General features: G+C 33.6%; 26 protein-coding genes and 1 tRNA gene. 15 read left to right on the top strand and 12 right to left on the bottom strand.

Features of this window, described 5'->3' with window-relative positions:
• Positions 1-13 precede the first annotated feature (13 nt).
• The 5 genes from BMY96_RS12825 (at position 14) to BMY96_RS12805 (ending at position 5,020) form a co-directional block, all read left to right on the top strand.
• Positions 14-1,591 (top strand): OmpP1/FadL family transporter, encoded by a 1,578-nt coding sequence (locus tag BMY96_RS12825; protein WP_175473575.1) that lies wholly within the window; start codon positions 14-16, stop codon positions 1,589-1,591.
• Positions 1,592-1,759: 168 nt separating this feature from the next.
• Positions 1,760-2,437 carry a GTP cyclohydrolase I FolE gene (gene folE, locus BMY96_RS12820; RefSeq protein WP_092852808.1) on the top strand — a complete coding sequence of 226 codons (678 nt, stop codon included), beginning with the start codon at positions 1,760-1,762 and terminating at the stop codon, positions 2,435-2,437.
• A 119-nt stretch (positions 2,438-2,556) separates the two neighbouring features.
• On the top strand, positions 2,557-4,038 hold the full coding sequence (gene cysS, locus BMY96_RS12815; protein ID WP_092852806.1) for a cysteine--tRNA ligase: 1,482 nt from the start codon (positions 2,557-2,559) through the stop codon (positions 4,036-4,038).
• An 84-nt stretch (positions 4,039-4,122) separates the two neighbouring features.
• Positions 4,123-4,362 (top strand): membrane protein insertion efficiency factor YidD, encoded by a 240-nt coding sequence (gene yidD, locus BMY96_RS12810; RefSeq protein ID WP_092852804.1) that lies wholly within the window; start codon positions 4,123-4,125, stop codon positions 4,360-4,362.
• Between the two features lie 7 nt (positions 4,363-4,369).
• Positions 4,370-5,020 carry a peroxiredoxin-like family protein gene (locus tag BMY96_RS12805; protein WP_092852802.1) on the top strand — a complete coding sequence of 217 codons (651 nt, stop codon included), beginning with the start codon at positions 4,370-4,372 and terminating at the stop codon, positions 5,018-5,020.
• Between the two features lie 104 nt (positions 5,021-5,124).
• Here BMY96_RS12805 and BMY96_RS12800 read toward each other — a convergent pair whose 3' ends face one another.
• From BMY96_RS12800 to BMY96_RS12790, 3 genes are all read right to left on the bottom strand, one after another.
• Positions 5,125-5,940 (bottom strand): SHOCT domain-containing protein, encoded by an 816-nt coding sequence (locus BMY96_RS12800; RefSeq protein WP_092852800.1) that lies wholly within the window; start codon positions 5,938-5,940, stop codon positions 5,125-5,127.
• 142 nt (positions 5,941-6,082) lie between these two features.
• Positions 6,083-7,543, bottom strand: coding sequence for an aminoacyl-histidine dipeptidase (locus tag BMY96_RS12795; RefSeq protein WP_092852798.1), 1,461 nt, complete (start codon positions 7,541-7,543; stop codon positions 6,083-6,085).
• Between the two features lie 79 nt (positions 7,544-7,622).
• Positions 7,623-8,387, bottom strand: coding sequence for a helix-turn-helix domain-containing protein (locus tag BMY96_RS12790; protein WP_092852796.1), 765 nt, complete (start codon positions 8,385-8,387; stop codon positions 7,623-7,625).
• A gap of 374 nt (positions 8,388-8,761) precedes the next feature.
• On the opposite strand from BMY96_RS12790, the gene BMY96_RS12785 reads away from it, so the two are divergent.
• Positions 8,762-9,829, top strand: a complete 1,068-nt coding sequence (locus BMY96_RS12785) for a DUF3810 domain-containing protein (protein WP_092852794.1) — start codon at positions 8,762-8,764, stop codon at positions 9,827-9,829.
• A gap of 268 nt (positions 9,830-10,097) precedes the next feature.
• The gene (locus BMY96_RS12780) at positions 10,098-10,307 is read left to right on the top strand and encodes a hypothetical protein (protein ID WP_139205258.1); all 210 of its coding nucleotides are present in this window, start codon (positions 10,098-10,100) and stop codon (positions 10,305-10,307) included.
• Here BMY96_RS12780 and BMY96_RS12775 read toward each other — a convergent pair.
• Positions 10,304-11,095, bottom strand: a complete 792-nt coding sequence (locus BMY96_RS12775) for a DUF6503 family protein (RefSeq protein WP_092852790.1) — start codon at positions 11,093-11,095, stop codon at positions 10,304-10,306. The two genes, BMY96_RS12780 and BMY96_RS12775, sit on opposite strands and share 4 nt — an antisense overlap.
• 79 nt (positions 11,096-11,174) lie before the next feature.
• Between BMY96_RS12775 and BMY96_RS12770 the strand changes: the two genes are divergently transcribed.
• From BMY96_RS12770 to BMY96_RS12745, 6 genes are all read left to right on the top strand, one after another.
• Positions 11,175-11,969, top strand: coding sequence for a TrmH family RNA methyltransferase (locus BMY96_RS12770; RefSeq protein WP_092852788.1), 795 nt, complete (start codon positions 11,175-11,177; stop codon positions 11,967-11,969).
• 144 nt (positions 11,970-12,113) lie between these two features.
• Positions 12,114-12,899 (top strand): T9SS type A sorting domain-containing protein, encoded by a 786-nt coding sequence (locus BMY96_RS12765; protein ID WP_092852786.1) that lies wholly within the window; start codon positions 12,114-12,116, stop codon positions 12,897-12,899.
• A 30-nt stretch (positions 12,900-12,929) separates the two neighbouring features.
• Positions 12,930-14,162, top strand: a complete 1,233-nt coding sequence (locus BMY96_RS12760) for a M48 family metallopeptidase (protein WP_092852784.1) — start codon at positions 12,930-12,932, stop codon at positions 14,160-14,162.
• Positions 14,163-14,342: 180 nt separating this feature from the next.
• Positions 14,343-14,615, top strand: a complete 273-nt coding sequence (locus tag BMY96_RS12755) for a hypothetical protein (protein WP_245750647.1) — start codon at positions 14,343-14,345, stop codon at positions 14,613-14,615.
• Positions 14,616-15,251, top strand: a complete 636-nt coding sequence (locus BMY96_RS12750; protein WP_092852780.1) for an MOSC domain-containing protein — start codon at positions 14,616-14,618, stop codon at positions 15,249-15,251.
• Positions 15,252-15,298: 47 nt separating this feature from the next.
• Positions 15,299-16,540: a DEAD/DEAH box helicase gene (locus BMY96_RS12745; protein WP_092852778.1), complete on the top strand. Its 1,242-nt coding sequence runs from the start codon at positions 15,299-15,301 to the stop codon at positions 16,538-16,540.
• A gap of 18 nt (positions 16,541-16,558) precedes the next feature.
• Here BMY96_RS12745 and BMY96_RS12740 read toward each other — a convergent pair whose 3' ends face one another.
• A complete protein-coding gene (locus tag BMY96_RS12740) occupies positions 16,559-17,224 on the bottom strand; it encodes a M15 family metallopeptidase (protein WP_092852776.1) in 666 nt (221 codons plus the stop codon).
• A gap of 173 nt (positions 17,225-17,397) precedes the next feature.
• Here BMY96_RS12740 and BMY96_RS12735 point away from each other — a divergent pair, with 173 nt between their 5' ends.
• Together BMY96_RS12735 and BMY96_RS12730 are read left to right on the top strand one after the other, a co-directional pair.
• The gene (locus BMY96_RS12735) at positions 17,398-17,856 is read left to right on the top strand and encodes an alpha-ketoglutarate-dependent dioxygenase AlkB family protein (RefSeq protein WP_349267213.1); all 459 of its coding nucleotides are present in this window, start codon (positions 17,398-17,400) and stop codon (positions 17,854-17,856) included.
• Positions 17,857-18,413: 557 nt separating this feature from the next.
• On the top strand, positions 18,414-19,118 hold the full coding sequence (locus BMY96_RS12730; RefSeq protein ID WP_092853085.1) for a DUF4369 domain-containing protein: 705 nt from the start codon (positions 18,414-18,416) through the stop codon (positions 19,116-19,118).
• Between the two features lie 63 nt (positions 19,119-19,181).
• Here BMY96_RS12730 and BMY96_RS12725 read toward each other — a convergent pair.
• The 7 genes from BMY96_RS12725 to BMY96_RS12695 form a co-directional block, all read right to left on the bottom strand.
• Positions 19,182-19,255: transfer RNA gene (locus BMY96_RS12725), tRNA-Thr, on the bottom strand.
• A gap of 60 nt (positions 19,256-19,315) precedes the next feature.
• Entirely contained in the window at positions 19,316-19,585 is a 270-nt protein-coding gene (locus tag BMY96_RS12720; RefSeq protein WP_092852774.1) for a hypothetical protein, read from the bottom strand.
• Between the two features lie 68 nt (positions 19,586-19,653).
• Positions 19,654-20,064, bottom strand: a complete 411-nt coding sequence (locus BMY96_RS12715; RefSeq protein WP_092852772.1) for a 6-pyruvoyl trahydropterin synthase family protein — start codon at positions 20,062-20,064, stop codon at positions 19,654-19,656.
• The gene (gene idi, locus BMY96_RS12710) at positions 20,064-20,588 is read right to left on the bottom strand and encodes an isopentenyl-diphosphate Delta-isomerase (RefSeq protein ID WP_092852770.1); all 525 of its coding nucleotides are present in this window, start codon (positions 20,586-20,588) and stop codon (positions 20,064-20,066) included. Before idi ends, BMY96_RS12715 begins: the two co-directional genes overlap by 1 nt.
• A 103-nt stretch (positions 20,589-20,691) precedes the next feature.
• On the bottom strand, positions 20,692-22,605 hold the full coding sequence (locus tag BMY96_RS12705) for an OmpA family protein (RefSeq protein WP_092852768.1): 1,914 nt from the start codon (positions 22,603-22,605) through the stop codon (positions 20,692-20,694).
• 15 nt (positions 22,606-22,620) lie between these two features.
• The gene (locus BMY96_RS12700) at positions 22,621-23,550 is read right to left on the bottom strand and encodes a PorP/SprF family type IX secretion system membrane protein (RefSeq protein ID WP_092852766.1); all 930 of its coding nucleotides are present in this window, start codon (positions 23,548-23,550) and stop codon (positions 22,621-22,623) included.
• Positions 23,551-23,583: 33 nt separating this feature from the next.
• The coding region (locus tag BMY96_RS12695) for a T9SS type B sorting domain-containing protein (RefSeq protein ID WP_139205257.1) at positions 23,584-25,797 on the bottom strand (2,214 nt) is incomplete at its 5' end.

Genomic DNA, 25,797 nt, shown 5'->3' with positions numbered 1-25,797 from the left:
TAAAAAATCACACATGAAAAAGTTAAATTTATTAGGCATAGCCTTATTGTCTATGTCAACAATTTACGCACAAGATATTAGCGATGCGGTAAGGTTTTCGCAAAATGAAATTCAAGGAACCGCTCGTTACAGAGCCTTAAGTGGCGCTTTTGGAGCCTTAGGTGGCGACATGAGTGCAGTTAGTGCAAACCCTGCAGGTTCTGCTGTTTTTGCTAGAAGCCATGCGTCCTTTTCTGGGTCGAATGTTGCCGTTAATAATAATACTAATTATTTTAATGCTTCTAGCTCCTCAGAAACCTCTAACTTCGACATTAATCAAGGTGGTGCAGTATTTGTATTTGCAAACCGTAATACAGGTTCTGCCTGGAAAAAATTTACTTTCGGTATTGCTTACGAAAGAACCAATAATTATAATAATGTATGGGGTTTTCAAAATGGAGTAAACACGAACAGTTTTGTGATTGTTGATGATGATGATAATGAGTTAGCTCCTGTAAATTCAATAGCCAATTATTTCTTTCAACATTCAGAACATCCAACAATTCCTGTGGAAGTCGGAGATATTTTATTAAACGGCAGATCGGAAAGACAAGCTTACGAAAGTGTTTTGAATCAATTTGGTACAGTTCATCAACAGGTTTTTCTCGGTTTTCAATCTGGAATACTAGGTGAGGATCCTCGAAGTAATGACTTTGGAACAGACATAAACACGTTATATATTTCGGAAGCCGCAGGTGGAAATTTCACACACGACTACGATTATTTTGAAACTGGATATAATGGTAAAATCAGTTTTAATTTTGCAGCTCAGCATAAAGACAATTTATTTTTAGGACTTAACTTAAATTCACACTTTATAGATTATCAACATTCTAAAAGCTTGTCTGAAACCAATTCCAATGGTGGAGCCATTACTTCTATTGATTTTGATAATACAATATCAACAACTGGTAATGGATTTTCATTTCAGTTAGGAGGTATAATGAAATTGAGCCAAGAATTTAGAATAGGATTAACTTATGATTCTCCAATCTGGTATTCAATTGACGATGAAACTACGCAATACTTAGACACAAACGTACTACTTGATGAGAATGCCATTCAATTAGGCTTACAATCCATCAACGTTTTCCCTAGATACAGATTAAAAACACCTGCAAAAATTACAGGAAGTTTAGCTTATGTTTTTGGAACTCAAGGTTTAATTAGTTTCGATTATTCAAATAAAAATTATGGTAAAACAAAATTTACTCCCGATGCCGATTACATGGACCTAAATGCAGGGATAAGTGATGTTTTAACCTCAGCTTCAACCTATCGTTTTGGTGCCGAATACAAGGTAAAACAACTAAGCTTTAGAGGTGGTTACCGTTTTGAAGAAAGCCCTTATGAAGATGGTATTACAGTTGGCGATTTAACCGGATTTTCATTAGGTTTAGGATACAATTTTGGAAACACAAAACTGGATTTAACCTATGATAAATGGGATCGTGAGGACGAAACTCCACTTTACAATTTAGGCTTAATTGATACCGCAAATGTAAATAGAGGCAACTCTAACATAACACTAACATTAGGTTTCAATATTTAATAAGCATTCACGATATTTTAAAAAGCTTGAACTAAGGTTCAGGCTTTTTTTATGAGAATTTCACAAGAAAAATAAAAGACAAAAACAGTATCTTAAATATTTGCAAACATAAAGGCTAACAAAAAGTGAAATGCTTATCTTTGCAAATTAAATTTTGACTTATAAATCATGGCTTTTGATAGTAATATAGAAGATTTTGACGCATTAGGAAACGATCACATTGGTACTTCTGAAAACACACCAATGCGCAGCGATGCTTTTAAATTAAACAACGAAGAAAAGATAGACATCATTAAAGATGATGTGCGTCATATCATGGAAACCCTAGGATTAGATTTAACAGACGATAGTTTAAAAGGAACGCCTAACCGCGTTGCAAAAATGTTTGTTAATGAGATTTTTGGAGGATTAAATCCGGATAAAAAACCTAGCGCTTCTACTTTCGATAATAAATATAAATATGGCGAAATGCTTGTTGAAAAAAACATTACGGTGTATTCTACTTGCGAACATCACTTATTACCAATTGTAGGTCGTGCTCATATTGCTTACATATCCAATGGCACTGTAGTTGGCTTATCTAAAATGAATCGTATTGTAGATTATTTTGCAAAACGCCCACAAGTTCAAGAGCGTTTAACTATTCAAGTAGTTAGAGAGCTTCAAAACGTTTTAGGCACTAAAGATGTGGCTTGTGTTATTGATGCAAAACACCTTTGTGTAAATTCTAGAGGAATTCGCGATATTGAAAGTAGTACGGTAACTTCAGAATTTGGAGGAAAATTTCAAGATATGGAAACCCGTCGTGAATTTCTAGATTATATTAAATTAGACACGAAATTCTGATTTGTTTGATGTTTTGTCGTGAAGACGTTAAGTTGATAAGAAATAATCAGCTTCATTACTAAACAACAAACCACTAAATTGAATCGACTAAACAGCTAACGACTTAACAAATAATAGTGATGCCGCTTTACAAAGAACAACAGATTAAATTATACAACTCACTTACTGGTAAAAAAGAAATATTTAAACCCATTAACGAAGGTCATATTGGTATGTATGTTTGCGGTCCTACCGTTTATAGCAACGTACACCTAGGAAATGTAAGAACCTTTATGTCATTTGATATGGTTTTTAGATACCTAAAACACCTAGATTATAAAGTAAGATACGTTAGAAATATTACTGATGCTGGCCATTTAGAAAATGATGCTGATGCAGGTGAAGACAAAATCACTAAAAAAGCGCGTTTAGAACAAATTGAACCTATGGAAGTAGTACAGCGTTACACTGTAGATTTTCATAATGTTTTAAGAACTTTTAATTTTTTACCGCCAAGTATAGAGCCTACTGCAACCGGACATATTATTGAGCAAATTGAGTTAATAAGTAAAATTATTGATAACGGATTTGCCTATGAAGTTAATGGTTCTGTATATTTTGATGTGCACAAGTTTAATGAAACTAACGATTACGGAAAATTAAGCAAGCGTAAGCTAGACGATTTAATTCACAATACAAGAACACTCGACGGACAAGGCGATAAAAAGAATCCGCAAGATTTTGCCCTTTGGAAAAAAGCCGAACCTCAGCACATCATGCGTTGGCCTTCGCCTTGGAGTGATGGTTTTCCTGGTTGGCACTTAGAGTGTACTGCTATGAGCACTAAATACCTAGGCGATCAATTTGATATTCATGGTGGTGGAATGGATTTAAAATTCCCGCATCACGAGTGTGAAATTGCACAAAACGAAGCAGCCCTTGGCGTTAGCCCTGTTAACTATTGGATGCATGCCAATATGCTAGAGTTAAACGGACAACGCATGTCTAAATCTACAGGAAACACCGTTAATCCAGATGAATTATTATCTGGAAACAACGCGTTTTTTAGTAAAGCATATAGCCCAAGTGTTATTCGCTTTTTTGTTGCACAATCCTCTTACCGTAGTGTTTTAGATTTAACCGACGATGGTTTATTAGCCAGCGAAAAAGGCTTTTATAGATTAATGGATGCCGTAAACCTATTAGATGGTTTAAAAGCATCTGCAACATCTTCAATAGATATTCCGGCATGGAAACAGAAATGTTATGATGCGATGAACGATGATTTTAACTCACCAATTTTAATCGCGCATTTATTTGAAGCTGCTAAATACATAAACCAAATAAAAGAAGGTCAAGCAACATTATCTACTGAAGATTTAAACCTATTAAAAGAAACGATTAATAGTTTTGTTTTTGATGTTCTAGGTCTTGAAAATGCTACAAAAAGCGATTCTGGAACCGATAAACTTTCAGGTGCTGTTGACGTTTTAATACGATTAAGACAAGATGCTAGAGCTAATAAAGATTTTGCAATGTCTGATAAAATTCGTGATGAATTAGCAGAAGTTGGTATTCAGCTTAAAGACGGAAAAGATGGTACGACGTTTAGTGTAAACTAAACGGTATTGTTGTTCCTGAAGGAATTAACAAATATTCAATAACGTTTAAAAAGACTCTTTCCTTAAAGAGAATTACAAAAACATATTTTGAAAAAACTACTTATAGCACCGTTTTTGTTTATTATAAAAGTATACCAAACTTTTATATCGCCATTAACACCTGCTACGTGTAGATACAATCCAACATGTTCGCATTACACTAAAGAAGCCTTGCAAAAGCATGGTTTATTTAAAGGCGGTTGGTTAGCTATAAAGCGTATTTTTAGCTGTCATCCTTGGGGTGGCTCTGGTTACGACCCTGTACCTAATAAGGATAACAATTAAAAAGACAATGACAAAATTAAAAGCACAAACCGATGCCAAAATTGAAGCAGGAAGAAAAGCAAAACCTGAGTTCATGAAAGGCGTTGATGATATTATTAGTAAAGCAAAAGCTTTCCAACAAGGAAGCGATGCTATTAAAATTGGGCAAAAAGCTCCAAATTTTGAACTCCCTAACCAGGAAGGAAAACCTGTGTTATTAAAAGATTTATTACAGCAAGGCCCTGTTGTTGTTACGTTTTATCGTGGCGACTGGTGTCCTTATTGTAACTTACAACTTAGAGCTTTACAAGCAAAACTAAGCGAAATCCACGCATTAGGTGCAACCTTAGTTGCTATAAGTCCGCAAGTACCCGACGGATCGTTGACAAAAAGTGAAATTAGTGAAATGGAATTTATTGTATTGTCCGATCAAGATGCCAAAGTAGCACAACAATACGGAGTTGCTTGGGAGGTACCAGAGTTTTTAATGGAACATATGCGAGCAGACAGAAACCTGGATTTAGACCAAATAAATAATGGTAACGGCAGTATATTACCTATTCCAGCTACATTTGTATTAAATTCTGAAGGTGTTGTTACCTGGAATTATGTTAATGTTGATTACAGAACACGCTCTGAACCAGATGAGATTATTGAAGCATTAAAAAATATATCTTAAGAGTTGCCAATAACTCTTTTTATTTAGATTTAAGAATAAAAAAAGCTCAATAAATAAGATTACAACTTAATTTATTGAGCTTTTTTACTATCGTTTAATTCGATTTATAAACGACTTAACAATTCTGCTTTTTTATTTTCGAATTCTTCAACCGATAAAATAGATTTATCCTTTAAGGCTGCTAACTTTTCTATCTTAACAAAAATATCTTCTTCAAAAGCTGTATTATTTACTTTCGTTTGAAGAGGTTCCATAGCTGGCTCTACAAATGCAGGTTGTTGTTGAATATTTATAGCGTTATCCACGTGCTGTTGTTCTTGCACAGGCTTAGGTACCTCTTGCCCTCCTGAAACAATTGGTAAGGTATTTAAGTCTACGTTACCATATTGACTTGTAAAGGATACAGAATAATTTCCACCCTGTTGTTGGCCCACACCTCCTATTTGGTTATCTAAGGTATCAAAAACTGTTACTTTTCCATTTTGTTGTATAGCTAAGCGTCTTATATTATTAAAAATAGCGTAGCTTGTATTGTTTTGACTTCCGGTAGAATTAGGAAAGCCTAAATCGCCCCACCAATTGCCACTTACACCATTTTGAAAACCATTTTGATTATGGCTTTTAGGTTTTGGTAATGGTTTGTATTGAATAGCACCTTGGTGAATTAAATTTGATAATTCGATACAAAGGCCATCTACAGTAGCTTTTAGTTGATAATTAAACATATCGCCTACCATGGTCATTCCGCCCTGCATCCATTGACCACCTCCGCCTAATTCCGGAATATTAAATTGTGCCATGGAGCCATTACTAGCCATAAGGTTATAAGTTAAATCTGTAACCGCATTAACACTTATACCATATCTATTAGCTACATCCGTCATGTTTTGAAAACTAACATCTGTGAATATTGCATTCATAATTTTATCTTTTATTAAATTAAAAAAAAATAGTAATCTACTAATTTTGCGCAAAGGTAGTCTTTAACAAAACTAAAACACTTAATTTAAGTCGTTGATTTTGTGAAATTTAATAAAAGATATTAACCAAAAAACGGCGTCCTTATTTTTTAGGAATTTGTTTTAAAATTTCTAAAACAAACTTCCAATATTTTTGAACGGATGATATTTGAGCTCGTTCGTCTGGTGAGTGTGCGCCTTTAATGTTTGGACCAAAACTAATCATATCCATTTCTGGATAATTTTGCCCAAGAATACCGCACTCTAAACCTGCATGACATGCTGCAACATGAGGTTTCTCGCCATTTAAATCTTCATAGATTTTTTCCATAACTTTTAAAATTGGCGAATCCATATTTGGTGCCCATCCTGGATAATCGCCAGAACATTCCACTTCGCAACCCGTAAGCTCGAAAGTAGAACGTAATGTATTAGCTAAATCGACTTTAGAACTCTCTACCGAAGATCGCGTTAAACAGCCAATTTTAATGTGTCCATCTTTTACAATTACACGTGCTACGTTGTTTGAGGTTTCTACCAAATCTGGAATATCGGGACTCATTCTATACACGCCATTATGGGCGGCATACAAGGCCCTTGTTAACCCTTCTTGCACACCTAAATCCATGATTTTAGCCGGCGTATCTGTTTTAGAAATAGTAATTTCTAAATCAGGTTCCATGGTTTTTAACTCCTTTTTTATGGTTGTAGATAGTAAGGCTATTTCTAATAAAAAAGCATCTTCGTGTATAGCATCAATAGCAACTATGGCATTACTTTCTCTAGGAATTGCGTTACGTAAACTACCGCCATCAATTTCTGAAATTCGTAGCCCAAAGTTTTCAAAACCATCAAAAAGCACACGGTTCATTATTTTATTGGCGTTTCCTAAACCTTCGTGAATTTGCATTCCCGAATGTCCGCCTTGTAATCCTTTTACAGAAACTTTATAGCCTATTTTAAATTCTGGTGTTTCTTCTTCTTCGTAAGTTCTTGTTGCAGTTACATCTATGCCTCCTGCGCATCCTACTCCTATTTCATCATCTTCTTCGGTATCTAGGTTTAATAAAATACCACCAGTTAGTAAACCACCTTTTAATCCCATGGCACCCGTCATTCCTGTTTCTTCATCGATAGTAAATAAGGCTTCAATTGCTGGATGCGGAATATCTGTACTTTCTAAAATTGCCATAATTGTGGCAACCCCTAAACCATTGTCGGCGCCAAGTGTTGTGCCTTTGGCTTTTACCCAATCGCCCTCAACAAACATCTCGATACCTTGGGTATCAAAATCGAAAACAGTATCGCCATTTTTTTGGTGCACCATATCTAAATGCGATTGCATAACCACGGTAACTCGATCTTCCATTCCTGAGGTTGCTGGCTTTTTTATAATAACGTTTCCTACCTTATCTTCAATAGTTTCTAGACCTAGGTTTTTACCAAAATCTTTCATGAAAGCAATAACGCGTTCTTCTTTTTTTGAAGGCCGTGGTACGGCGTTTAAATCGGCAAATTTATTCCAAATGGCTTGTGGTTTTAGTGCTCTTATTTCTTGGCTCATGTTTTATATATAAAATTGGTATAAATATACTCCAAAAAACACATTCCTTATAACCCCAAAAATTAAAATTGAGTTAAAACTATAATTTATTAAGCTTATAAATTTTATGATACATTTGAACGTCTTTTGAAGACTTAATAGCCAGTTTCACTTTAATATTACGCCAATGTGTACGCGATGTGTTTTTTGATATAAATAGAATTTCGGCGACTTGCACTCCGGTTTTACCATCGGCAATTAACTCGAATACTTGTTTTTCGCGTTTTGTTAAAGATAGCAATTTGGGTAAGTTTTGCTTAGAAAATTGTTGTAAACCTACATCGTCCATAAACAACATTAATGCCTCATCGACAGCGTTTTTACTATTTTCTATTTTAAATACTAAATCTCCTTTTTCGTCTACTTTTTGAAATACAACTTTAGGCTTTAATACTTTACTTCTCTCCTCTTTTTCTTGAAACAGCCAACTTCTGGCCTCTTTTTCGGTTAAAAAATGTTTTATAGAAATGTAGTTTTCAGATTCATTAAAAGAATCTACAATGGTAACATGAGAAAAAACATCTTTACCAACTACAAATGCGCATTTTTCGTTTCCATCTTTAAAGCATTTTCTATTTACATGTTCTTCTATCCAACCGTAAGCCTCCTTATCTATAATTAAAGAAAACTCTTTTTGTAGCCATAAAGCATACTTTGGTTGATGCTTTTTATAAACGGACACAAAATTTAGCATTTCGATTTTAAACTGATCTAAACCAATAGCCTTATTAGACCATTTTTGAACATATAGGTCCTGCTCTTCTTCGAAGAAAATATTTAAAAAATCACTTTTATAAAGTAACATGACTATTAATAAGGCTGTATGAGAGATTAAAATTTACGACTGCAAGATACAATAATATTTAAGGATTGATAATTAAGCTTATACGCGTATAGTTTTACTTAATTATAATTAAAACTTTAATTTTCGAATATAAGGGATAATGTTTTAAGGCTTTTAACCAAATACGCCCTAAATTGGCAGCTACTCCTGATTGAAGTGGCATCCTTTCTGCGACATTATTTTAAAACACCATACCTTCGCATATATTGAATATACTTGAAGATATCCTGAAACATATTAGAGACTGCTTCGCAGAAAGATATAACGTAAAGCAGGAAGAAACCTTAATAGACAAACCACTGCGCTAGGGTACAAATTTTTATTATTTTTGGAAGATGCTGAAACAGAAAAAAACACTAATTGCATTGTCGTTGATTCCGCAAGTTTTATTGGTAAAACTCGCGGGTAACTATCCTGATGTTGTAGAGCGGTATTATAGCGCTGGTTTGTATCCTGTAATTTCTAAAATATTTAGGTTTACTTTGGGTTGGTTGCCGTTTTCGTTTGGCGATTTGCTATATACTTTTGCTGGCATTTATATGCTGCGATGGTTTTACAAAAACCGAAAACGTTTACGACAGGACACCAAAAATTATTTGATTGATGTTTTTGCTGCCGTAGCCTTTGTATATATGGCATTCCATTTATTTTGGGGTTTAAATTACTACCGATTGCCCTTGCATAAAAGTTTGAATTTAGAGCATGATTACACCACCGAACAATTGGCAAAGGTTACAAAATCGCTTATTGAAAAGGCGAATGCTTTGCATTTTAAAATTACTAAAAACGACACTTTAAAAGCTGAAATAAAGCTAAGTAAATCTGCCATTTTTGAGATGGTGCCTGCCGGTTATGCTAATTTAAAAAAGCAGTTTCCAGAATTAAATTACAGCCCTACAAGTTTAAAAAAATCGATTTATAGCTACCCGCTAACGTATATGGGTTTTAGCGGCTATCTAAATCCGTTAACCAACGAGGCGCAAGTGGATGGCTTGATTCCGGTGTTTAAATTTTCGACTACTTCGGCGCATGAAGTTGCACATCAATTAGGTTTTGCTGCCGAAAACGAGGCTAATTTTATTGCTTTTATGGCTACCACAAACCATGACAATATTTATTTTAAATATTCGGGCTACACCTTTGCGCTGCGCTTTTGCCTAAATGAGATTTACAGACGTGATGAGGCACTTTATGAAGACATTATTTGTAGTGTAAATACAGGGATTTTAAAAAATTATAAAGAAGTTAGAGATTTTTGGGAAGCCCATAAAAACCCTGTAGAGCCTTATTTTAAAAGTTTTTATGGTAATTTTTTGAAGGCTAACAGACAAAGCAAAGGCATGCAAAGCTATAATTATGTGGTGGCCCTAATTGTTAACTACCTTGAAAACACGCCGGAATAGGCTGTTTTTAAATAATTTGGCAGTATAATTTATAGTTAATGTTTTGACTTGAAAATACTTAGTCTATTTTTTCGTTTCCATTTTAAAAAAGTGTATTTTTAGTTACTCTTAAAGATTTTAAGTTATGAAAACAGTATTAATTGTTTTTGCTCTTTTTTTGTGTAACCAAACATTTGCACAGCAAATTAATAACGATGAGACTTAACTTCCGCCATTAATTTTGCTAAAATACCCTAATATTAAAAAAGCCTTTACCCAAAACACAAGTTTGAATAAAGACTCCTTTTCTTTATTTGACATAAATAATGCGCTAACCACCAACTTTACTAAAGTCGATGGGCGACATATAAACAGAAATTTTGCTTTTTCGACCTCAGAAAAAATTTATTTAAGTAAAGAGTTACTGAAAATTGCACATAAATTTCCTGGTGATGGCAATAATTTAGCCATTGGACCAAAAGGTTTATTGGTGCCTTAATTTACTATTTGTGCACCAGCTGGTGCTTCAAAATCGGCATCGTCAAGAGGCTCTGTGTCTACTTTAATGTTTATAAACTTAGTTTCTCCTTTTGCTGTAGTTGGCTTATTGTTTTCGTAATTATACCCCACCATAGTTTCTGGCAATAATAATCCATTTACCTCTTGCCACTTGTTGTAGCGTCTAAAATGAAGTTCGCTTCCTTTTTCTTTAGAAAAATAGGTTACCGTATAGCCTAACCATTCCATCTTATAAGTTTCTGGGTTGTAATACAGCACGTATTCATCGTCTGAAGATTCGCCAACACCGTTTTCGTAAGAAATTTTAATTCCTGGGTAAACCACATCATCAACCACTAATGGTTCTGCATCTTCATAATTTATACCATCATCGGCCAAAATAAACGGCATCGCATAAAAATAAAACATTAGGTTATAGTAAAACTTAGGTTTGCCCTTATAAGGTTTATCACTCTTATTTAGCAACCACACATCTTCGCCATTGTAACCAATAACATGATCTGGGGTATCAATTAAAGCCTTTCTGTTTTTTAAATTCGTGGTGGTTACTTCCATACCATCTGGCTTTTCCATAGTAAACGCTAAAGTTTTCATGGCATTCCATTTATCTAAACCTCCATGAGCTTCAAAAACTTTGGTAATATTTTCTGGGTATATACTTGTGGTAACATCAAGAGTTTCTTCGGTGTAATCTACAACAGGTGTTGCGGTTTTGTTTTTACAAGCGAATATTGACACTGTAAGTGCTAAGAGGATGATTTTTTTCATTTTGTTTTTTAGATTTTAAGCTTTGACGAAGTTAAGGGAATATCATTACAATAAAAACGATTACTTTTGTCTTACTATTATGAAAGAAATAACAAGCGCACAAAACTCACTAATTCGACAACTTGTTCAATTAAAAGACAAGTCGCGCGAACGTAAAAAAACAGGCACGTTTTTAATAGAAGGTATTCGTGAAGTTACATTAGCCATTAAAGGTGGTTATGAAGTAGAAACTGTTTTGTTTTATCCTGATTTATTTCCTGCTGAATCACTTGATGGTCTTATTCCCGAAACAGTAAACCCCATTGCTGTATCGAAGGACGTTTATGAAAAATTAGCTTATAGATCGACCACCGAAGGTTTGCTAGCTGTTGCAAAAGCCAAAGAAAACAAGCTATCTAATTTAAGGTTTAAAAACGATAATCCTTTAATATTAGTTGCCGAAGCACCCGAAAAACCTGGTAATATTGGCGCTATTTTAAGAACGGCAGATGCAGCGCATGTAGATGCTGTAATTATTGCCAACCCAAAAACCGATTTATACAACCCAAACATTATACGTTCTAGCGTTGGCTGCGTATTTACTAACCAAATAGCTACTGGAACAACCACCGAGATTATTACCTTTTTAAAAACGAATAAGATTAATATTTATAGTGCTATTTTACAAGAATCGGTGGCCTACCACACCCAAGATTACACGAAACCCACCGCAATAGTTGTGGGTACCGAGGCTACGGGTTTAAGTGACGAATGGCGCAATCATGCTACTAAAAACATTATAATACCAATGCAAGGTGAGATAGATTCTATGAATGTTTCGGTTGCCGCTGGAATTTTAATTTTTGAAGCTAAAAGACAAAGAAAGTTTTCATAATTCTTATATAACAAAGCTTATAACAAAAAGAACCGCAACCAAAAAGCTACAATTTCTTATAAGTAACAATAAATTTCTCTCATTATTTTAAAACAAGATTTTTAATTATTTTTACAGGTAATTAATCCCTTAAAACTATTACATATGAAAGGAAAATTACTCGTTATTTTTTTAACTTTTACGTTTTTTAGCTATGCCCAAAACCCTAATTTAGTTACCAATGGAGGTTTTGAAGATTACCCAAACCCTAATAGTACGCCAAACAGATGGTCTTCTTCTAGTGACTTTGGTACTTTTAACCAAAACACCACAGATTTCGTAGAAGGCACAAGCAGTGTGGAGTTTACTGCTGGATTTAGTGATTTAATGCTATTTACATTAGCCGATATTCCTCTTGAAGCTGGTAAAACCTACACCGTATCGTATAGCTACAAATATTTAGGAACCGAATTTGATGCCAATGATAATATAGAATTTAGTTTCTATTCGTCAACAAATCCTTTTCTTCATGGCATAAATATTCAGGATAACAATTGGAACACCGTTACAACACAATATACACCAACCGAAACGAAAACTGATTTTGAAGCCACTATACGCGTTATACCGGCAGAATTTAGCTCTGAGTATAAAGTGTTAATTGACGATGTTCAAGTTTATGAAGGTCTCCCTTTATCAACACAAGCCATTAACCTAGAAAATGCCATAAGCGTTTATACCTCCCAAAACAAACAGCTTAACATAAAAAAATCAGCCGATTTGGTAATTACAAATGTTTCGGCGTATTCTATTTTAGGTCAACAGCAAAAACTAACGCCTAATACTAAGGATTTAAGTTCATATAACTTAAACACGTTTTCTACCGGAGTTTATATTTTAAAAATAACTACCAATAAAGGAGGAATCACAAAAAAGCTCTTAGTTAAATAATTAAAATTTTTAAAACTTAGAATAATATTTATGGATGCCAAAAACCTATTTTACATCATTTTAATAATTATTATTCTAAGTTTTATTATCGATAAAATTTTAGATGCCTTAAACGCAAAGCACTATAACGATTCGCTTCCCGAGGAGTTGCAAGATGTTTATGATGACGTAGCATATAAAAAATCGCAAAACTATAAAGCAACCAAATATAAATTTGGCTTATTAACATCTACCTTTTCGTTTATTTTAACGCTTGGCTTTTTATGGTTTAGTGGTTTTGAGGTTGTCGATAATATTGCAAGAACCTATAGCGAAAACTCCATTATAGTTGCGCTTATTTTCTTTGGTGTTATTATGATTGGCAGCGATATTTTAACCACGCCCTTTTCGTATTACAGCACTTTTGTAATTGAAGAAAAATTTGGATTTAATAAAACAACCGTAAAAACCTTTTTTCTCGACAAAATAAAAGGATGGCTCATGATGGCTATTATAGGAGGCGGTATTTTAGCCTTAATAATTTGGTTTTATGAGGCTACCGGACAGCATTTTTGGTTGTACGCTTGGGCATTAGTATCTGTTTTTACGTTGTTTATGAATATGTTTTACTCTAAACTTATTGTGCCCCTTTTTAATAAACAAACCCCTTTAGAAGAAGGAACATTGCGGGATAAAATTTCGGCATATGCTAAAACAGTTGGTTTTAAGCTAGATAAAATCTTTGTAATTGATGGCTCCAAACGAAGTACAAAAGCTAATGCCTATTTTTCTGGTTTTGGAAGTGAAAAACGCGTAACTCTTTACGACACATTAATACATGATTTGGATGATGAAGAAATTGTAGCTGTATTGGCTCACGAAGTTGGACACTATAAAAGAAAACATATTATTTTTAACCTATTTGCATCCATTCTATTAACAGGATTTACACTTTTTATATTATCCTTATTTATTTCAAATCTTATATTATCGCAAGCTTTAGGTGTTACAACGCCTAGTTTTCACATTGGTTTAATTGCTTTTGGATTACTATACGCGCCTATTTCTGAAATTACAGGATTAATAATGAATCTGTTTTCTAGAAAATTTGAATACCAAGCCGATGATTATGCTAAAAACACCTATAAAGGCGAACCACTAATTACCTCGCTTAAAAAACTATCTAAAAATAGTTTGAGTAATTTAACACCACATCCGGCTTATGTATTTATGCATTATTCGCATCCTACACTGTTGGAACGGATTATGAATTTGAGGAAGTAAACTGTCGAATTAAAAATAGTAACAATCACTTAACTAATCAATAAGAAAACCGCTTAAATGGAAGCTGCAAAAAACAACTTAAATACCTTCAGGATTTTATACCTTGTAAAGGGCATTCTAACATTATGTTTTTCAATTGTATTTATTATTTACGGTTGTTTGGGGTTCCTAATTGGCGCGATGGCTGAAAATAGCGATACTAACACAGAACTCCCTTTTAATTTTGGCTGGATTTTCGCTATAATTGGAGGTATTGGTCTATTATTTTGTATCACCATTGGTGTATTAACTTTATTGGCTTCAAAATATATTAAAAACCTAAAAAACTATAATTTTATATTTGTAATAGCCGTAGTAAATTGTCTTACTGGCATTCTAGGTATCGTTTTAGGTATTTTTACTCTAATAGAACTTTCGAAACCTGAAATTAAAACCCTTTTTAATAAAGCGTAAATGAAAATAACTGCCACCAACATAGCAAAACCAACAACCATTATCTGGAATGGGAAAGAAGTAGTTACTGGCATCTATAAAACACCTACCAATCAACCTATTTTTCTTGGAACTACAGACGTTGAAGGCGACGAGGTAACAGATAGAAAACATCATGGTGGCGAGTTTAAGGCCTGCTATTTATTTTCTGAAGATCATTATGAGTATTGGAAAAACTTGTATCCTAATTTAGATTGGAATTATGGTATGCTAGGTGAAAATCTAACCGTTTCTGGTTTAAATGAAAAGGAAATCCATATTGGAGATATTTATAAATTAGGTGGAGCGCTTATTCAAATTACACAACCTAGAGAACCTTGTTTTAAATTGGGTGTTAAATTTGGCAATCAAAACATCCTGAAACAATTTATTAATCATGGTTTTCCGGGTACATATATTCGTGTTTTAGAATCAGGCTCTGTTAAAGCAGGCGATACTTTTGAATTAATTGATAAGGCTAAAAACAGTTTAACTACACATCAGTTCTTTAATTTATTATACAGCAAAGAAAAAAACAAGGCGCATATTGAATGTATACTAACCAATGATGCCCTACCAAAACAAAAAAGAGATAAACTGAAACAGTTTTTAAAGTAGCTTTGGTTTGGTTTGGTTTGTTATATCTTTGCAACAAACTATTACAGATGTCTTTTAAAGATTTAAAAATTAGCAAACCTATTTTACGTGCCGTTGCAGAAGCTGGTTACGATAACCCAACTTTAGTGCAAGAAAAAACCATTCCTCTTGTTTTGGAGCATAAGGATGTTATTGTTTCTGCACAAACCGGAACAGGAAAAACGGCTGCTTTTGCACTGCCTATTTTACAATCTTTATTAGACCAGCAAGATGCTCCTAAAAAAGGTAAAACCATTAAAGCTTTAATTGTTAGTCCTACGCGAGAATTAGCCATTCAAATTGAAGATAACTTTAAAACTTATAGCGCATATACCAATTTAAGAACCACGGTAATTTTTGGTGGCGCATCAATAGAACCCCAAAAAGAAGTTTTAAAAAAAGGTGTAGATATTTTAATTGCCACTCCAGGTCGTTTACTCGATTTACATAAACAAGACAGTATTAATTTAGATTACGTTGAAACTTTAGTTCTAGATGAAGCCGATTTAATGCTAGACATGGGCTTTATTGACGATGTTAGAAAAATAGAACGTTTATGTACTCGAGAAAAACAAATCCTATTGTTTTCGGCAACTATTCCGCATAAAGTAGAACAATTAGCGAATTCTATTTTAAACAATCCGGAGCGCGTAGAGGTTGCTCAAAATTCTTCAACATCAAAAAATGTGGCTCAGTTATTATACTTTGTGCCTAAACCTAAAAAAATCGAACTGTGTTTACATTTATTACGAAACACAATTAAAGGAAATATCATCATTTTTAGACGCACAAAATATGGTGTAGATAAACTTGAAAAAACGCTTATAAAAAACAATTATAAAGCCGATAGTATTCATGGTGATAAAAGTCAAACTGCAAGACAAGATGCCTTAACCCAATTTAAAAAAGGCGAGGTTAACATATTAATTGCAACCGATGTGGCTGCACGTGGTATTGATATAAACGAATTAGATGCGGTTATAAATTTCGATTTACCAAATGTTCCAGAAACCTATGTACACCGCATTGGTAGAACTGCTAGAGCAGGAAACACAGGTATAGCACATTCATTTTGTTCGGCAGATGAGAAAAACTACATAAAAGCCATACAACAACTAATTAGCCTACAATTAGATGTTATTGAAGACCATCCGTACCCATTAGATCCTAAAGCAAAACCAATTGTACATACCTCCAATAAAACAGGCAGTAAACACAGAAAAGGACGTAAAAGTGAAGCCTCCAAAAAGAAAAAGAAACGCTGGTATTAATAGTATTATACACTAAAACTATTCCACCGGAAAATCAAAATACGTTTTAGGAAATGGCTCCCATCGTAAAGTAAAGTGCCACCATTCTTTAGAGTAATTTCTAAAATTATATTTCAACATAACCGTTTGTAATAATTGTCGGTTAGTTTTTTGAGTGTCTGTAAGTTCTGGATAGGCCACCCAAGATTCTTCCCCAAAAAAATCAAATGGACTTCCCATATCTAAAGGTATTCCCGTATTTCCATCAATTATTGTTAAATCGACCGTACTTCCTCTACTATGCCCAGATCTAGAAGATATATATCCAGATTTAAATAAATTACGTTTTTTAACCTCTGGATAAAATTGAGGTTTCATTACGGTATCATTTAAGTCTCTAGCCCAACTTATAAAATGATTAACCGCCTCTTGAGGTCTGTAACCATCATAAATCATTAAACATAAATTTTGTTCTTGCAATGCTTCCTGTACCTTTTTTAAAGCCTTTGCCGTTTGTTCCGTTAGTATAAGATTGTTCGATTGGTAACTATTAATTGGTTTACCCACAAAATTATTAGAGGTAAAATAGCGTAACTCGACATCTAAATCAGGAATTACATCCTTAACATACACAAAACCTTCAGGTAGTTGCGAAAACACATTTTGAAAAATAAGGCAGAATAAAAAAACTAAGGTATACTTCATTTTAATTTTGAATTATGCTAATTTAGAAAATAAAAGAATATGCTTTTTAAAAGTGATATAAATTTAAATCTGAAAGATGCCGAAATAACCTATTACCCGGAGTTTTTCAATAATAGTGAAGCCACTAATTTTTTAAAAACCTTTTAAATGGTGTTAAGTGGCAACAAGATTCAATAACAATTTACGGAAAAACACATTTACAACCTCGTTTAACCTGTTTTTACGCCAGTAACACAAACACTTACAAATACAGTAATATAACTATGCAACCACATCCTTTTAATGATGATTTATTACTCATTAAGAGTAAAATTGAATCACATTTAAAAGTAAAATTTACAAGTTGTTTAGCTAATTTATACAGAGATGGCAATGATAGTAACGGTTGGCATGCCGATAATGAAAAGGACTTAGGTAAAAACCCTATTATAGCTTCGGTGTCTTTTGGTGCCGAACGCGTTTTTAATTTAAAACACAAGGGAGATAAATCGCTTAAAGCAAAACTAAATTTACAACATGGTAGCCTACTATTAATGCAAGGTTCTACTCAAGACAATTGGCTACACCAGATACCAAAAACTAAAAAAATTACTGAAAAACGAATTAATTTAACATTTCGAATTATTGCATAAAAAAACCGAGTTCCCTCAAACTCGGTTTTCTTTCAATTTGCTTTTTTATATTATGAATCTAGATTTAGGGTTTCCAAATTTATCAACATAATGCAAATATTAATTAATTAATCCATTGAACTAAAAAGTGTGTTATTTAGTACGATTCAAATATATAATTATTAAATAAATAAAATCGATTAAAAACATTAAAAAACGACCAAATACATAAAATTTTAACATTTAAAGATTAAATAACGTGTTTTACCGATGAAAAACAACTCTAAATTTCATTTCAAGATTCATAAATAAAGGTAAATAATAAAAAAGCATCCTAAAATAGGATGCTTTTTTCTAACTAACCAACCAAAATATGAATTACAAATCTTATGTTTAAAGTAACCACTCAATAAACATTTGTTACAACTGTAATTACGATTAGTATATTACAATCGCCGTGCCAAATTTAAAAACAGAACTGTTTTATGAATTATTTAACAAAGTATTTTAATAAAACGAAACTAAAAAAGCCATTAAATTGTTTGATATTTGCCTTTGTTAACTTAATTAAAATAATAATGAGAAAATTATACATGATCGCATTAACGCTTTTATTTATATCCTGCGGGAAGAAACAAAGTGATTTAACTGTACTAGTAAACGTAAAAGGATTAAAAAAAGGTAGTTTGTACCTAAAAAAAATAAAAGACACAGTTTTAGTTACCGTTGATTCTATAGCAGTAAATGGTAATACGAAAATAGAACTAACTAGTAAATTAGAAGAACCCGAGGTATTCTATCTATATTTAAAGAAAAGCAAAAAAGAATCAGACCGAATAGCTTTTTTTGCCAACAAAGGCACAACAGAAATAAATACTACACTACAAAATTTTGCTTTTGATGCTAATATTAAAGGATCTCAACAACAAAAAATCATGGAAGATTATAAAAGTCTTATTTCTAAAATGAATAATAGAAATTTAGAGGTTATTAAGGAGCAATTTGAAGCTCAACAAGCAAATGATACTGCAAAACTTAATAAATTAAATAAAGAAGCCAAAAGTAGCCTTAAACGCAAATATTTATACACCGTTAATTTTGCTCTGAATAATAAAGATAGTGAAGTAGCACCTTACATAGCGCTAACGGAACTATATAACGCAAGAGTAGATTTGTTAGATACCATTAATCAATCCTTAACAACAAAAGTTAAATCTTCTAAATACGGTAAGGAATTAGATGCCTTTATTTTAGGTATAAAAGCGGCTGAAAAAAGTAATTAAGTGTATTAAACAGAAAAACAACAAGAATAAAAAAAGCTTTCCTAATTGGAAAGCTTTTTTTTGAGCCGATGGAGGGACTCGAACCCACGACCTGCTGATTACAAATCAGCTGCTCTAGCCAGCTGAGCTACATCGGCGATTTAACGGGTGCAAATATAAACGCAAATTTTAAATTTGCAAGCACTCCATTAAAAATTTTATCCAAGTTTATTAATTTTTTCAATTAATTCCCTTCCTTTACTTTCAAGTTCTGCATTAATTGCTTTAAAATGTGCTTTAGGATTTTCAACATCTTTTTCATTTACCTTAACTATTAGGGCATCAAAAGTTGCGATAGCCTCATCTATAATAGCTTCGCTTGATTTTGTGTCTTTATCTGTATTTGAGTATTCCCAAACGTAAACCGCTTCAATAATATCTCCTAAAACGTAATTTATATCTTTTTTTAAATTTCTAACATTTGCCATTGTATTCTCTTTTTAATATTTCAGCAAAAATAAGAATTCTCTTTTTCATGCTTCGTTAATAAATCATTTTAATTTCCAGAATATGAAACAAAATTTCTAGGCGTTTCGTAAAGCGTTATTTCTAGGCTTAAATCATCCTTTAATTCGGGCTTTATTTTATTATAAATAACCACAGCTATATTTTCGGCTGTAGGGTTTAAATCTTTAAATTCTGGAACTTCCACATTTAAGTTTTTATGATCAAAGGCATCCTCAACATTGGTTTTTATGATATCCTTTAAAACCTTCATATCTATTACATACCCAGTTTCTTTATCTATATGGCCAGTTACGCTTACAATAAGTTCGTAATTATGACCATGAAAATTGGGGTTATTACACTTCCCGAACATATCGTCATTTTTTTCGAAACTCCAATCTTTTCTGTACAATCGATGGGCTGCGTTAAAATGTGCCTTCCTACTAACAGTAACTTTCATTAAGAGGTTATATTTATATGTTCGTAAAATTTATCAAAAATAACTTTAAACCATTCCGTATAAGCTTTTGGGTTTACAGCTATATCCGCTTTAACATCCTCTAGAGCCATCCATTTCCAACTCGCTGCTTCATCTGGGTTTAGCACTGGTTCGTCGTTATAGTGGCCTAATAACACATGGTCGTACTCGTGTTCTGTTAAGCCATTATCAAATGGTGCTTTATATATAAAAGAGATAGATTCTTTTAAATTAACCACAAAGCCCATTTCCTCTTGTAAGCGTCTTTTACCAGCCTCTATATTGCTTTCGCCATTTCTTTGGTGACTACAACAGGTATTAGTCCAAAGTCCTGGAGAATGATACTTATTTAATGCTCTTTGTTGCAGCATAAGCTCATTTTTATCATTAAAAATAAAAACTGAAAACGCACGATGTAAAACGGCTTTTTCATGAGCTTCCATTTTTGGCATTAACCCTATTTGTTGATCTTGCTCATTTACAAGTATTACTTTTTCTTCCTCCATAGAAAACAAAAATACAAACAAAATTATTACTTGTTAAATCTTGATAAAAGAAAAAAGCATCTAAATAAATTTAGATGCTTTCTATAAAGGTTATTTACTGTGTTTAATTTGAAACTACAATAAACTCACTACGTCTATTATCTTGATGTTCTTTTTTGGAACATTTAACACTGTTATTACAGTGGTTTACTAATCGGGTTTCGCCATAGCCCTGTCCTGTAAGTCTGCTAGCAGATATACCTCCTTTTTCAATTATATAAGCTCTTGTCGATTTGTTTCTTCTATTAGACAACGCCCAATTATAAGCATCTTTACCTCTAGAATCGGTATGAGAGCGTACATCTATTTTTACGTTAGGATACTCCTTCATGTATTTTATAACTTTAGCCAATTCTAGTTCTGCATCAGGACGAATATAAGATTTGTCGTAGTCGAAATAAATAGGGTTTAAACCTAGTAATAGAGCTAAATCTGTACCAATTGTAGCCGCAGCAGGGTCTAGTTTTAATTCCAGTTCTAATTCTGCCTTTTGCCCTGGTTTAACAGTAAAATCTATAAAATCCTCTTTAAACTTATCCTTTTTGGCTTCTATTAAATAGGTTCTTTCTTTACAATCTAAACCAAAACTAAATTTACCTGAAGCATCACTTTTAAAAGATTGAAGTAAGTTTCTGTTAGAATCGTATACAAATACATCGGCATCCGGAATTATCATTTGTGTTCTTTTATTAACTACGGTTCCAGCTACATCTCTAGAACAAGATGGTTTCTCAAAGCTGTAAATATCATCATCGCCCTTACCTCCTTCTCTATTTGATGAAATAAAACCTTTATTTGTTTCATCATTTATAATGAAGCCAAAGTCATCTTTAGGACTGTTAATAGGTCCGCCCATGTTTTGAATCATAGAAGAATCATCGTTAATATCTTCGATAGCAATTTTAAAAACGTCTAAACCTCCTAAACCAAGATGCCCATCGGAAGAAAAATATAAGGTTCCATTGTCGCTAACAAAAGGAAAATTCTCTCTACCTTCTGTATTGATTTTAGGTCCTAAGTTTCTTGGTACTCCGTAAGTTCCATCGTCATTAATATCTACAACAAAAATATCCGATGCTCCTTGAGTACCAAACATATCAGAGGCAAAATATAACTGCTTCTCGTCTGGACTTAGCGCAGGATGAGCTACATTATATTGATCATCATTAAAAGGCATAGATACAATGTTTGTCCATACACTGTCAACCAAAGTCGCTTTATAAATTTTTAAACCATGAATATCGTTAGCATTCTTTTTAAACTTGCCTTTATGAAAATTATTTCTCGTAAAGTAAGCTGTTTTACCATCTTTTGTGAATGAAGTAGAAGATTCGTGATATTTCGTGTTTACATCTCCATTTACTTCTGAAACAGTACCGTTATCATTTAATTCAAATAGATCTAAAAACGGCTGATTATTCCATTTGTAAATCTTCTCGTCTTGATCCCTAGAAGAAGCGAAAATTAAATGGCCATTATATGTTGATGTTCCAAAATCTGAATATGCTGTATTAATATCCAAATTAACTAATTCGTAATCATCTGATATTTCATTAATCGCCTTAACATATTCCGGCTTTTTCAAAAATTGTAAAACTCTTGAATCTTCCGATCGAATGGCGCCAAAACTTTTTAATACTCTATCCGATTCCTTATACTTTTCAACAGCCCTTAAAGCTTGTGCATATCTATAATAATTTTCCGGATCTGTTGGTAAATTATAGGCCATTAGTTTATCATACCAAACTACGGCATCTTCCATTTCGTTATTAAAATAAAATGAATTGGCTAGCTTTTCTATAACTTCTGGTGAAACATCATCTTGGTTTGCTAATTTTAAAAGTTGATTTCTAGAATCTACATAAGCAAGATGCTCATATTTTTTTATAGCCTTTCTTGCAGATTTTACTTTTTGAGCAAAAGCACAATTAAAAACCAAAGCACTTAATATAGAAAGTATGTATATCTGTTTTTTCATGTCTGTAGTTTTTTTTTAGAAGAATCTTGGTGATAAAATTTTAGCTATTTCTTGCAATTCAAATCTTAGCATAATTTCATGCGACCCACTATTATAATTATTTAATCCGGTGGTTGTTGCATCGTAAGAGTACCCTAAAAATATTTCTGGGCTTACTTGAAAACCTATTAAACCACTAACAGCATCATCCCAACGGTAAGCTAACCCTAAAGTAAATTTCTCGTTAAACAAGGCATTTACTGATAGATCTGCTATAATTGGTGCTCCAGATACACCTTTAACTAAAAAGGCTGGCTTTAACTTTGTATTATCGCTCACATTAAATACATATCCACCAATTAAAAAATAGTGTAAACGCTCTGTTGCTATAGATTCTTCAAAATCATCATAGTGTTCTGTACTAATAATATTAGGAACCGATACACCTAAATACCCTTTTTCTGAGTGCAAATATAAACCTGCTCCAATAGTTGGTGATATCAGGTTTACATTTTCTTGAAATAAAGGATCTGTATCTTGATAACGCCCTTTACTCCAATCTGTATCAAGGATATGTATACCTCCTTTTACCCCGAAAGACAGCTTTAAATCTTTATCATTTACCGGTAAGGAATACGACAGATTAGCATCTATACTAGTTTCTTCTGCAGGTCCTATTTGGTCGCTAACAATGTTTAAACCTATACCAATTTTTTCGTTTCTTAATGGAGAATGAATTCCAAAAGTTACGGTTTTTGGAGCTCCATCTAGACCTACCCATTGTGTTCTGTATAAAGCTGTAGCACTTAACACGCGTCTTTGTCCCGCATAAGCAGGGTTTACGCTCATGGTGTTATACATATAGTGGGTAAACTGAGGGTCCTGCTGTGCTTGTATATCTAAACTTAATAGTGCAGTAAACACTACTAAAATTAAACCTTTTATTAATGACGATTTTTTTATCATTTTTTCAATCTTTTTTTAGTCGTTTACTTAATATTATCTGTTTATATATAACCATCCTACTAGCGGCTCTGTGCCGTCTCCCTTGTCTAATACGTAATAATAGGTACCTACTGGTAATTCTTCAGAAGCATTAACCGTAGCTCTTCCATTGGATGTTCCATCCCATGCATCGCTACTAGAATATCCCTTCTTCTCATAAACTATATTACCCCAACGGTTATACACTTCTAATTTATTATTTGGATAATTATCAATGCACTTAATAACTAAAGTATCTCCTTCTCCATCACCATTAGGTGAAAACTCATTAAATACAGTTAAACAATCTAATTCTGTATCTGTTGAATCGTCCTCTGAGTTTCCATCTGAATCATTACCATCATCACTATCATCTGTTACAATACCTGATGATTTTGTTGAAGCAGAAACAAATACACTGTTACTAACTCCTCCTGAATCTATGGCATCCTGATTGATAGTGAAACTAGCAATATACGTTGCGGACTCACCAGCAAGTAATGTACCTTCTTCACTTCCTTGATCTGCACTTTCAAATGTTGGCTCTTCGGTTAATGAAATGGCTTCTTCTCTAAAGTTAAGGAAAGTATCTACTAGTGTAATATCTGTTAACAATATATCTCCTGTATTTTGAACCACAATAGTATATATTATTTCTCCTCCTAATGACCTATTTAAAACATTAGCCGTTTTGGTTACTTCCACTAAAGCTAAACAACCTGTTGTAATTGGATCGCAAGTGTCGTTTGGATCACTAGTTTTACCTTCAGGACTTAATGGTGTACTTGGGTCATCAATTCCTGTAGTTTCCTCACAGTCTGTTAAACCATCATTATCGGTATCCGTCGCATTTGGACATAATGAATATTCTATTGTTACTGTTGCTTCATTAGAAACATTACCATGGTTGTCCTCTACGGTATATGAAATAGCAGCAGGGTTACCTGTAAATCCTGGCTCGGGAGTAAAGCTTAAGTTTCCTCCTTCGTCTAATGTCCATGTTCCTTCACCAGCCACTACTAAGGTATCATTATCACCGTCGCCTGTTGTATCAGTTGCTCCTGGTGTTGTAATGCTAACCGTAGTAACGCTTATTGATCCATCCTCATCTGAATCTGCCCCATTCCCGTTATCTTCAGTTACATTAATGATAACCGTTGATCCAGGTGTGTTAGCTAAATCTTCATCATTCTCTGCTATAGGTGCAATGTTATTAACCTCTAAATAAGTAACAGTTACTGTGGCTTCATTAGACACATTACCTTCATTATCTTCTACAGTATACGTAATAGGTGTTGGGCTTCCTGTAAATCCTGACTCTGGAGTAAAGGTTAAGTTTCCTCCCTCATCAAGTGTCCAAGTTCCTTCTCCTGCTACGACTAAGGTATCATTATCACCATCGACTGTAGTATCAGTCGCTCCTGATGTTGTGATGGTAACTGTTGATGGATCTAATATACCATCTGAGTCACTATCCTCACCGTTTCCGTTATCTGCAATTACGTTTAGCGTAACTGCTGTATCTGGTGCGTTATCCTCGCTAACATCATCTTGAGCTATTGGATTATCTTGAACCGTTACAGTTATGGTAGCTTCATTTGTTGGGTTACCATCATCGTCATTTACTGTATAAGTGACTATTGAAGTTCCTGTGAAACCTGGTTCTGGTACAAATGTTATTGTTCCATCTCCATTATCTGTATAAGTTCCTTCTCCTGGCACCGTAAACGTTGATTGTTGACCTGGTGTTGCAGGGTCTAAATCTACAGTGGTATCATCAATAGTTCCGTTTGGATCGCTATCATTATCAGTCAGGTCAATGCTTACATCTGTATCTACACTTGTAATAGCATCATCATTTTCTGCCATTGGTGTACAACCTCCTGCATCTGTAAATGGCGTACAAGGGTCGTTAGGATCGCTTATTGTTCCTGCCGGATCTAGAGGCGTGTTAGGGTTATCAAGACCTGTTGACTCCTCACAATCTGTTAAACCATCGCCATCTGAATCCGTTAATGGACTTGTTGCGATTGGATCACATGAATTGTTAGGATCACTTGTTATTCCTGCTGGATCTAGTGGGGTACTTGGATCGTCTATTCCTGTTGTTTCCTCACAATCCGTTAAGCCATCGCCATCACTATCTGTTCCATTTGGACATTCTGTTACAGTTACCGTTATAGTAGCTACTGTTGAGATGTTACCATCGTTATCCTCTACCGTATAGTC

It is taken from the genome of Algibacter pectinivorans, from assembly GCF_900112595.1.
Lineage (GTDB): Bacteria > Bacteroidota > Bacteroidia > Flavobacteriales > Flavobacteriaceae > Algibacter_B > Algibacter_B pectinivorans.
The sequence above is the reverse complement of the archived record's forward strand: the minus strand, read 5'-3'. Positions and strand labels throughout refer to the sequence as shown.

What these genes read in the sequence shown, in the direction of transcription:
- BMY96_RS12720 (WP_092852774.1), bottom strand. Translation starts at nt 19,585, where the DNA reads ATGGCAAATGTTAGAAATTTAAAAAAAGATATAAATTACGTTTTAGGA.
- cysS (WP_092852806.1), top strand. Translation starts at nt 2,557, where the DNA reads ATGCCGCTTTACAAAGAACAACAGATTAAATTATACAACTCACTTACT.
- BMY96_RS12795 (WP_092852798.1), bottom strand. Translation starts at nt 7,543, where the DNA reads ATGAGCCAAGAAATAAGAGCACTAAAACCACAAGCCATTTGGAATAAA.
- BMY96_RS12750 (WP_092852780.1), top strand. Translation starts at nt 14,616, where the DNA reads ATGAAAATAACTGCCACCAACATAGCAAAACCAACAACCATTATCTGG.
- BMY96_RS12775 (WP_092852790.1), bottom strand. Translation starts at nt 11,095, where the DNA reads ATGAAAAAAATCATCCTCTTAGCACTTACAGTGTCAATATTCGCTTGT.
- BMY96_RS12740 (WP_092852776.1), bottom strand. Translation starts at nt 17,224, where the DNA reads ATGAAGTATACCTTAGTTTTTTTATTCTGCCTTATTTTTCAAAATGTG.
- BMY96_RS12800 (WP_092852800.1), bottom strand. Translation starts at nt 5,940, where the DNA reads ATGAATGCAATATTCACAGATGTTAGTTTTCAAAACATGACGGATGTA.
- BMY96_RS12770 (WP_092852788.1), top strand. Translation starts at nt 11,175, where the DNA reads ATGAAAGAAATAACAAGCGCACAAAACTCACTAATTCGACAACTTGTT.
- BMY96_RS12730 (WP_092853085.1), top strand. Translation starts at nt 18,414, where the DNA reads ATGAGAAAATTATACATGATCGCATTAACGCTTTTATTTATATCCTGC.
- BMY96_RS12790 (WP_092852796.1), bottom strand. Translation starts at nt 8,387, where the DNA reads ATGTTACTTTATAAAAGTGATTTTTTAAATATTTTCTTCGAAGAAGAG.
- BMY96_RS12765 (WP_092852786.1), top strand. Translation starts at nt 12,114, where the DNA reads ATGAAAGGAAAATTACTCGTTATTTTTTTAACTTTTACGTTTTTTAGC.
- folE (WP_092852808.1), top strand. Translation starts at nt 1,760, where the DNA reads ATGGCTTTTGATAGTAATATAGAAGATTTTGACGCATTAGGAAACGAT.
- BMY96_RS12705 (WP_092852768.1), bottom strand. Translation starts at nt 22,605, where the DNA reads ATGAAAAAACAGATATACATACTTTCTATATTAAGTGCTTTGGTTTTT.
- BMY96_RS12760 (WP_092852784.1), top strand. Translation starts at nt 12,930, where the DNA reads ATGGATGCCAAAAACCTATTTTACATCATTTTAATAATTATTATTCTA.
- BMY96_RS12825 (WP_175473575.1), top strand. Translation starts at nt 14, where the DNA reads ATGAAAAAGTTAAATTTATTAGGCATAGCCTTATTGTCTATGTCAACA.
- BMY96_RS12785 (WP_092852794.1), top strand. Translation starts at nt 8,762, where the DNA reads ATGCTGAAACAGAAAAAAACACTAATTGCATTGTCGTTGATTCCGCAA.
- BMY96_RS12700 (WP_092852766.1), bottom strand. Translation starts at nt 23,550, where the DNA reads ATGATAAAAAAATCGTCATTAATAAAAGGTTTAATTTTAGTAGTGTTT.
- BMY96_RS12745 (WP_092852778.1), top strand. Translation starts at nt 15,299, where the DNA reads ATGTCTTTTAAAGATTTAAAAATTAGCAAACCTATTTTACGTGCCGTT.
- idi (WP_092852770.1), bottom strand. Translation starts at nt 20,588, where the DNA reads ATGGAGGAAGAAAAAGTAATACTTGTAAATGAGCAAGATCAACAAATA.
- BMY96_RS12715 (WP_092852772.1), bottom strand. Translation starts at nt 20,064, where the DNA reads ATGAAAGTTACTGTTAGTAGGAAGGCACATTTTAACGCAGCCCATCGA.
- BMY96_RS12755 (WP_245750647.1), top strand. Translation starts at nt 14,343, where the DNA reads ATGGCTGAAAATAGCGATACTAACACAGAACTCCCTTTTAATTTTGGC.
- BMY96_RS12805 (WP_092852802.1), top strand. Translation starts at nt 4,370, where the DNA reads ATGACAAAATTAAAAGCACAAACCGATGCCAAAATTGAAGCAGGAAGA.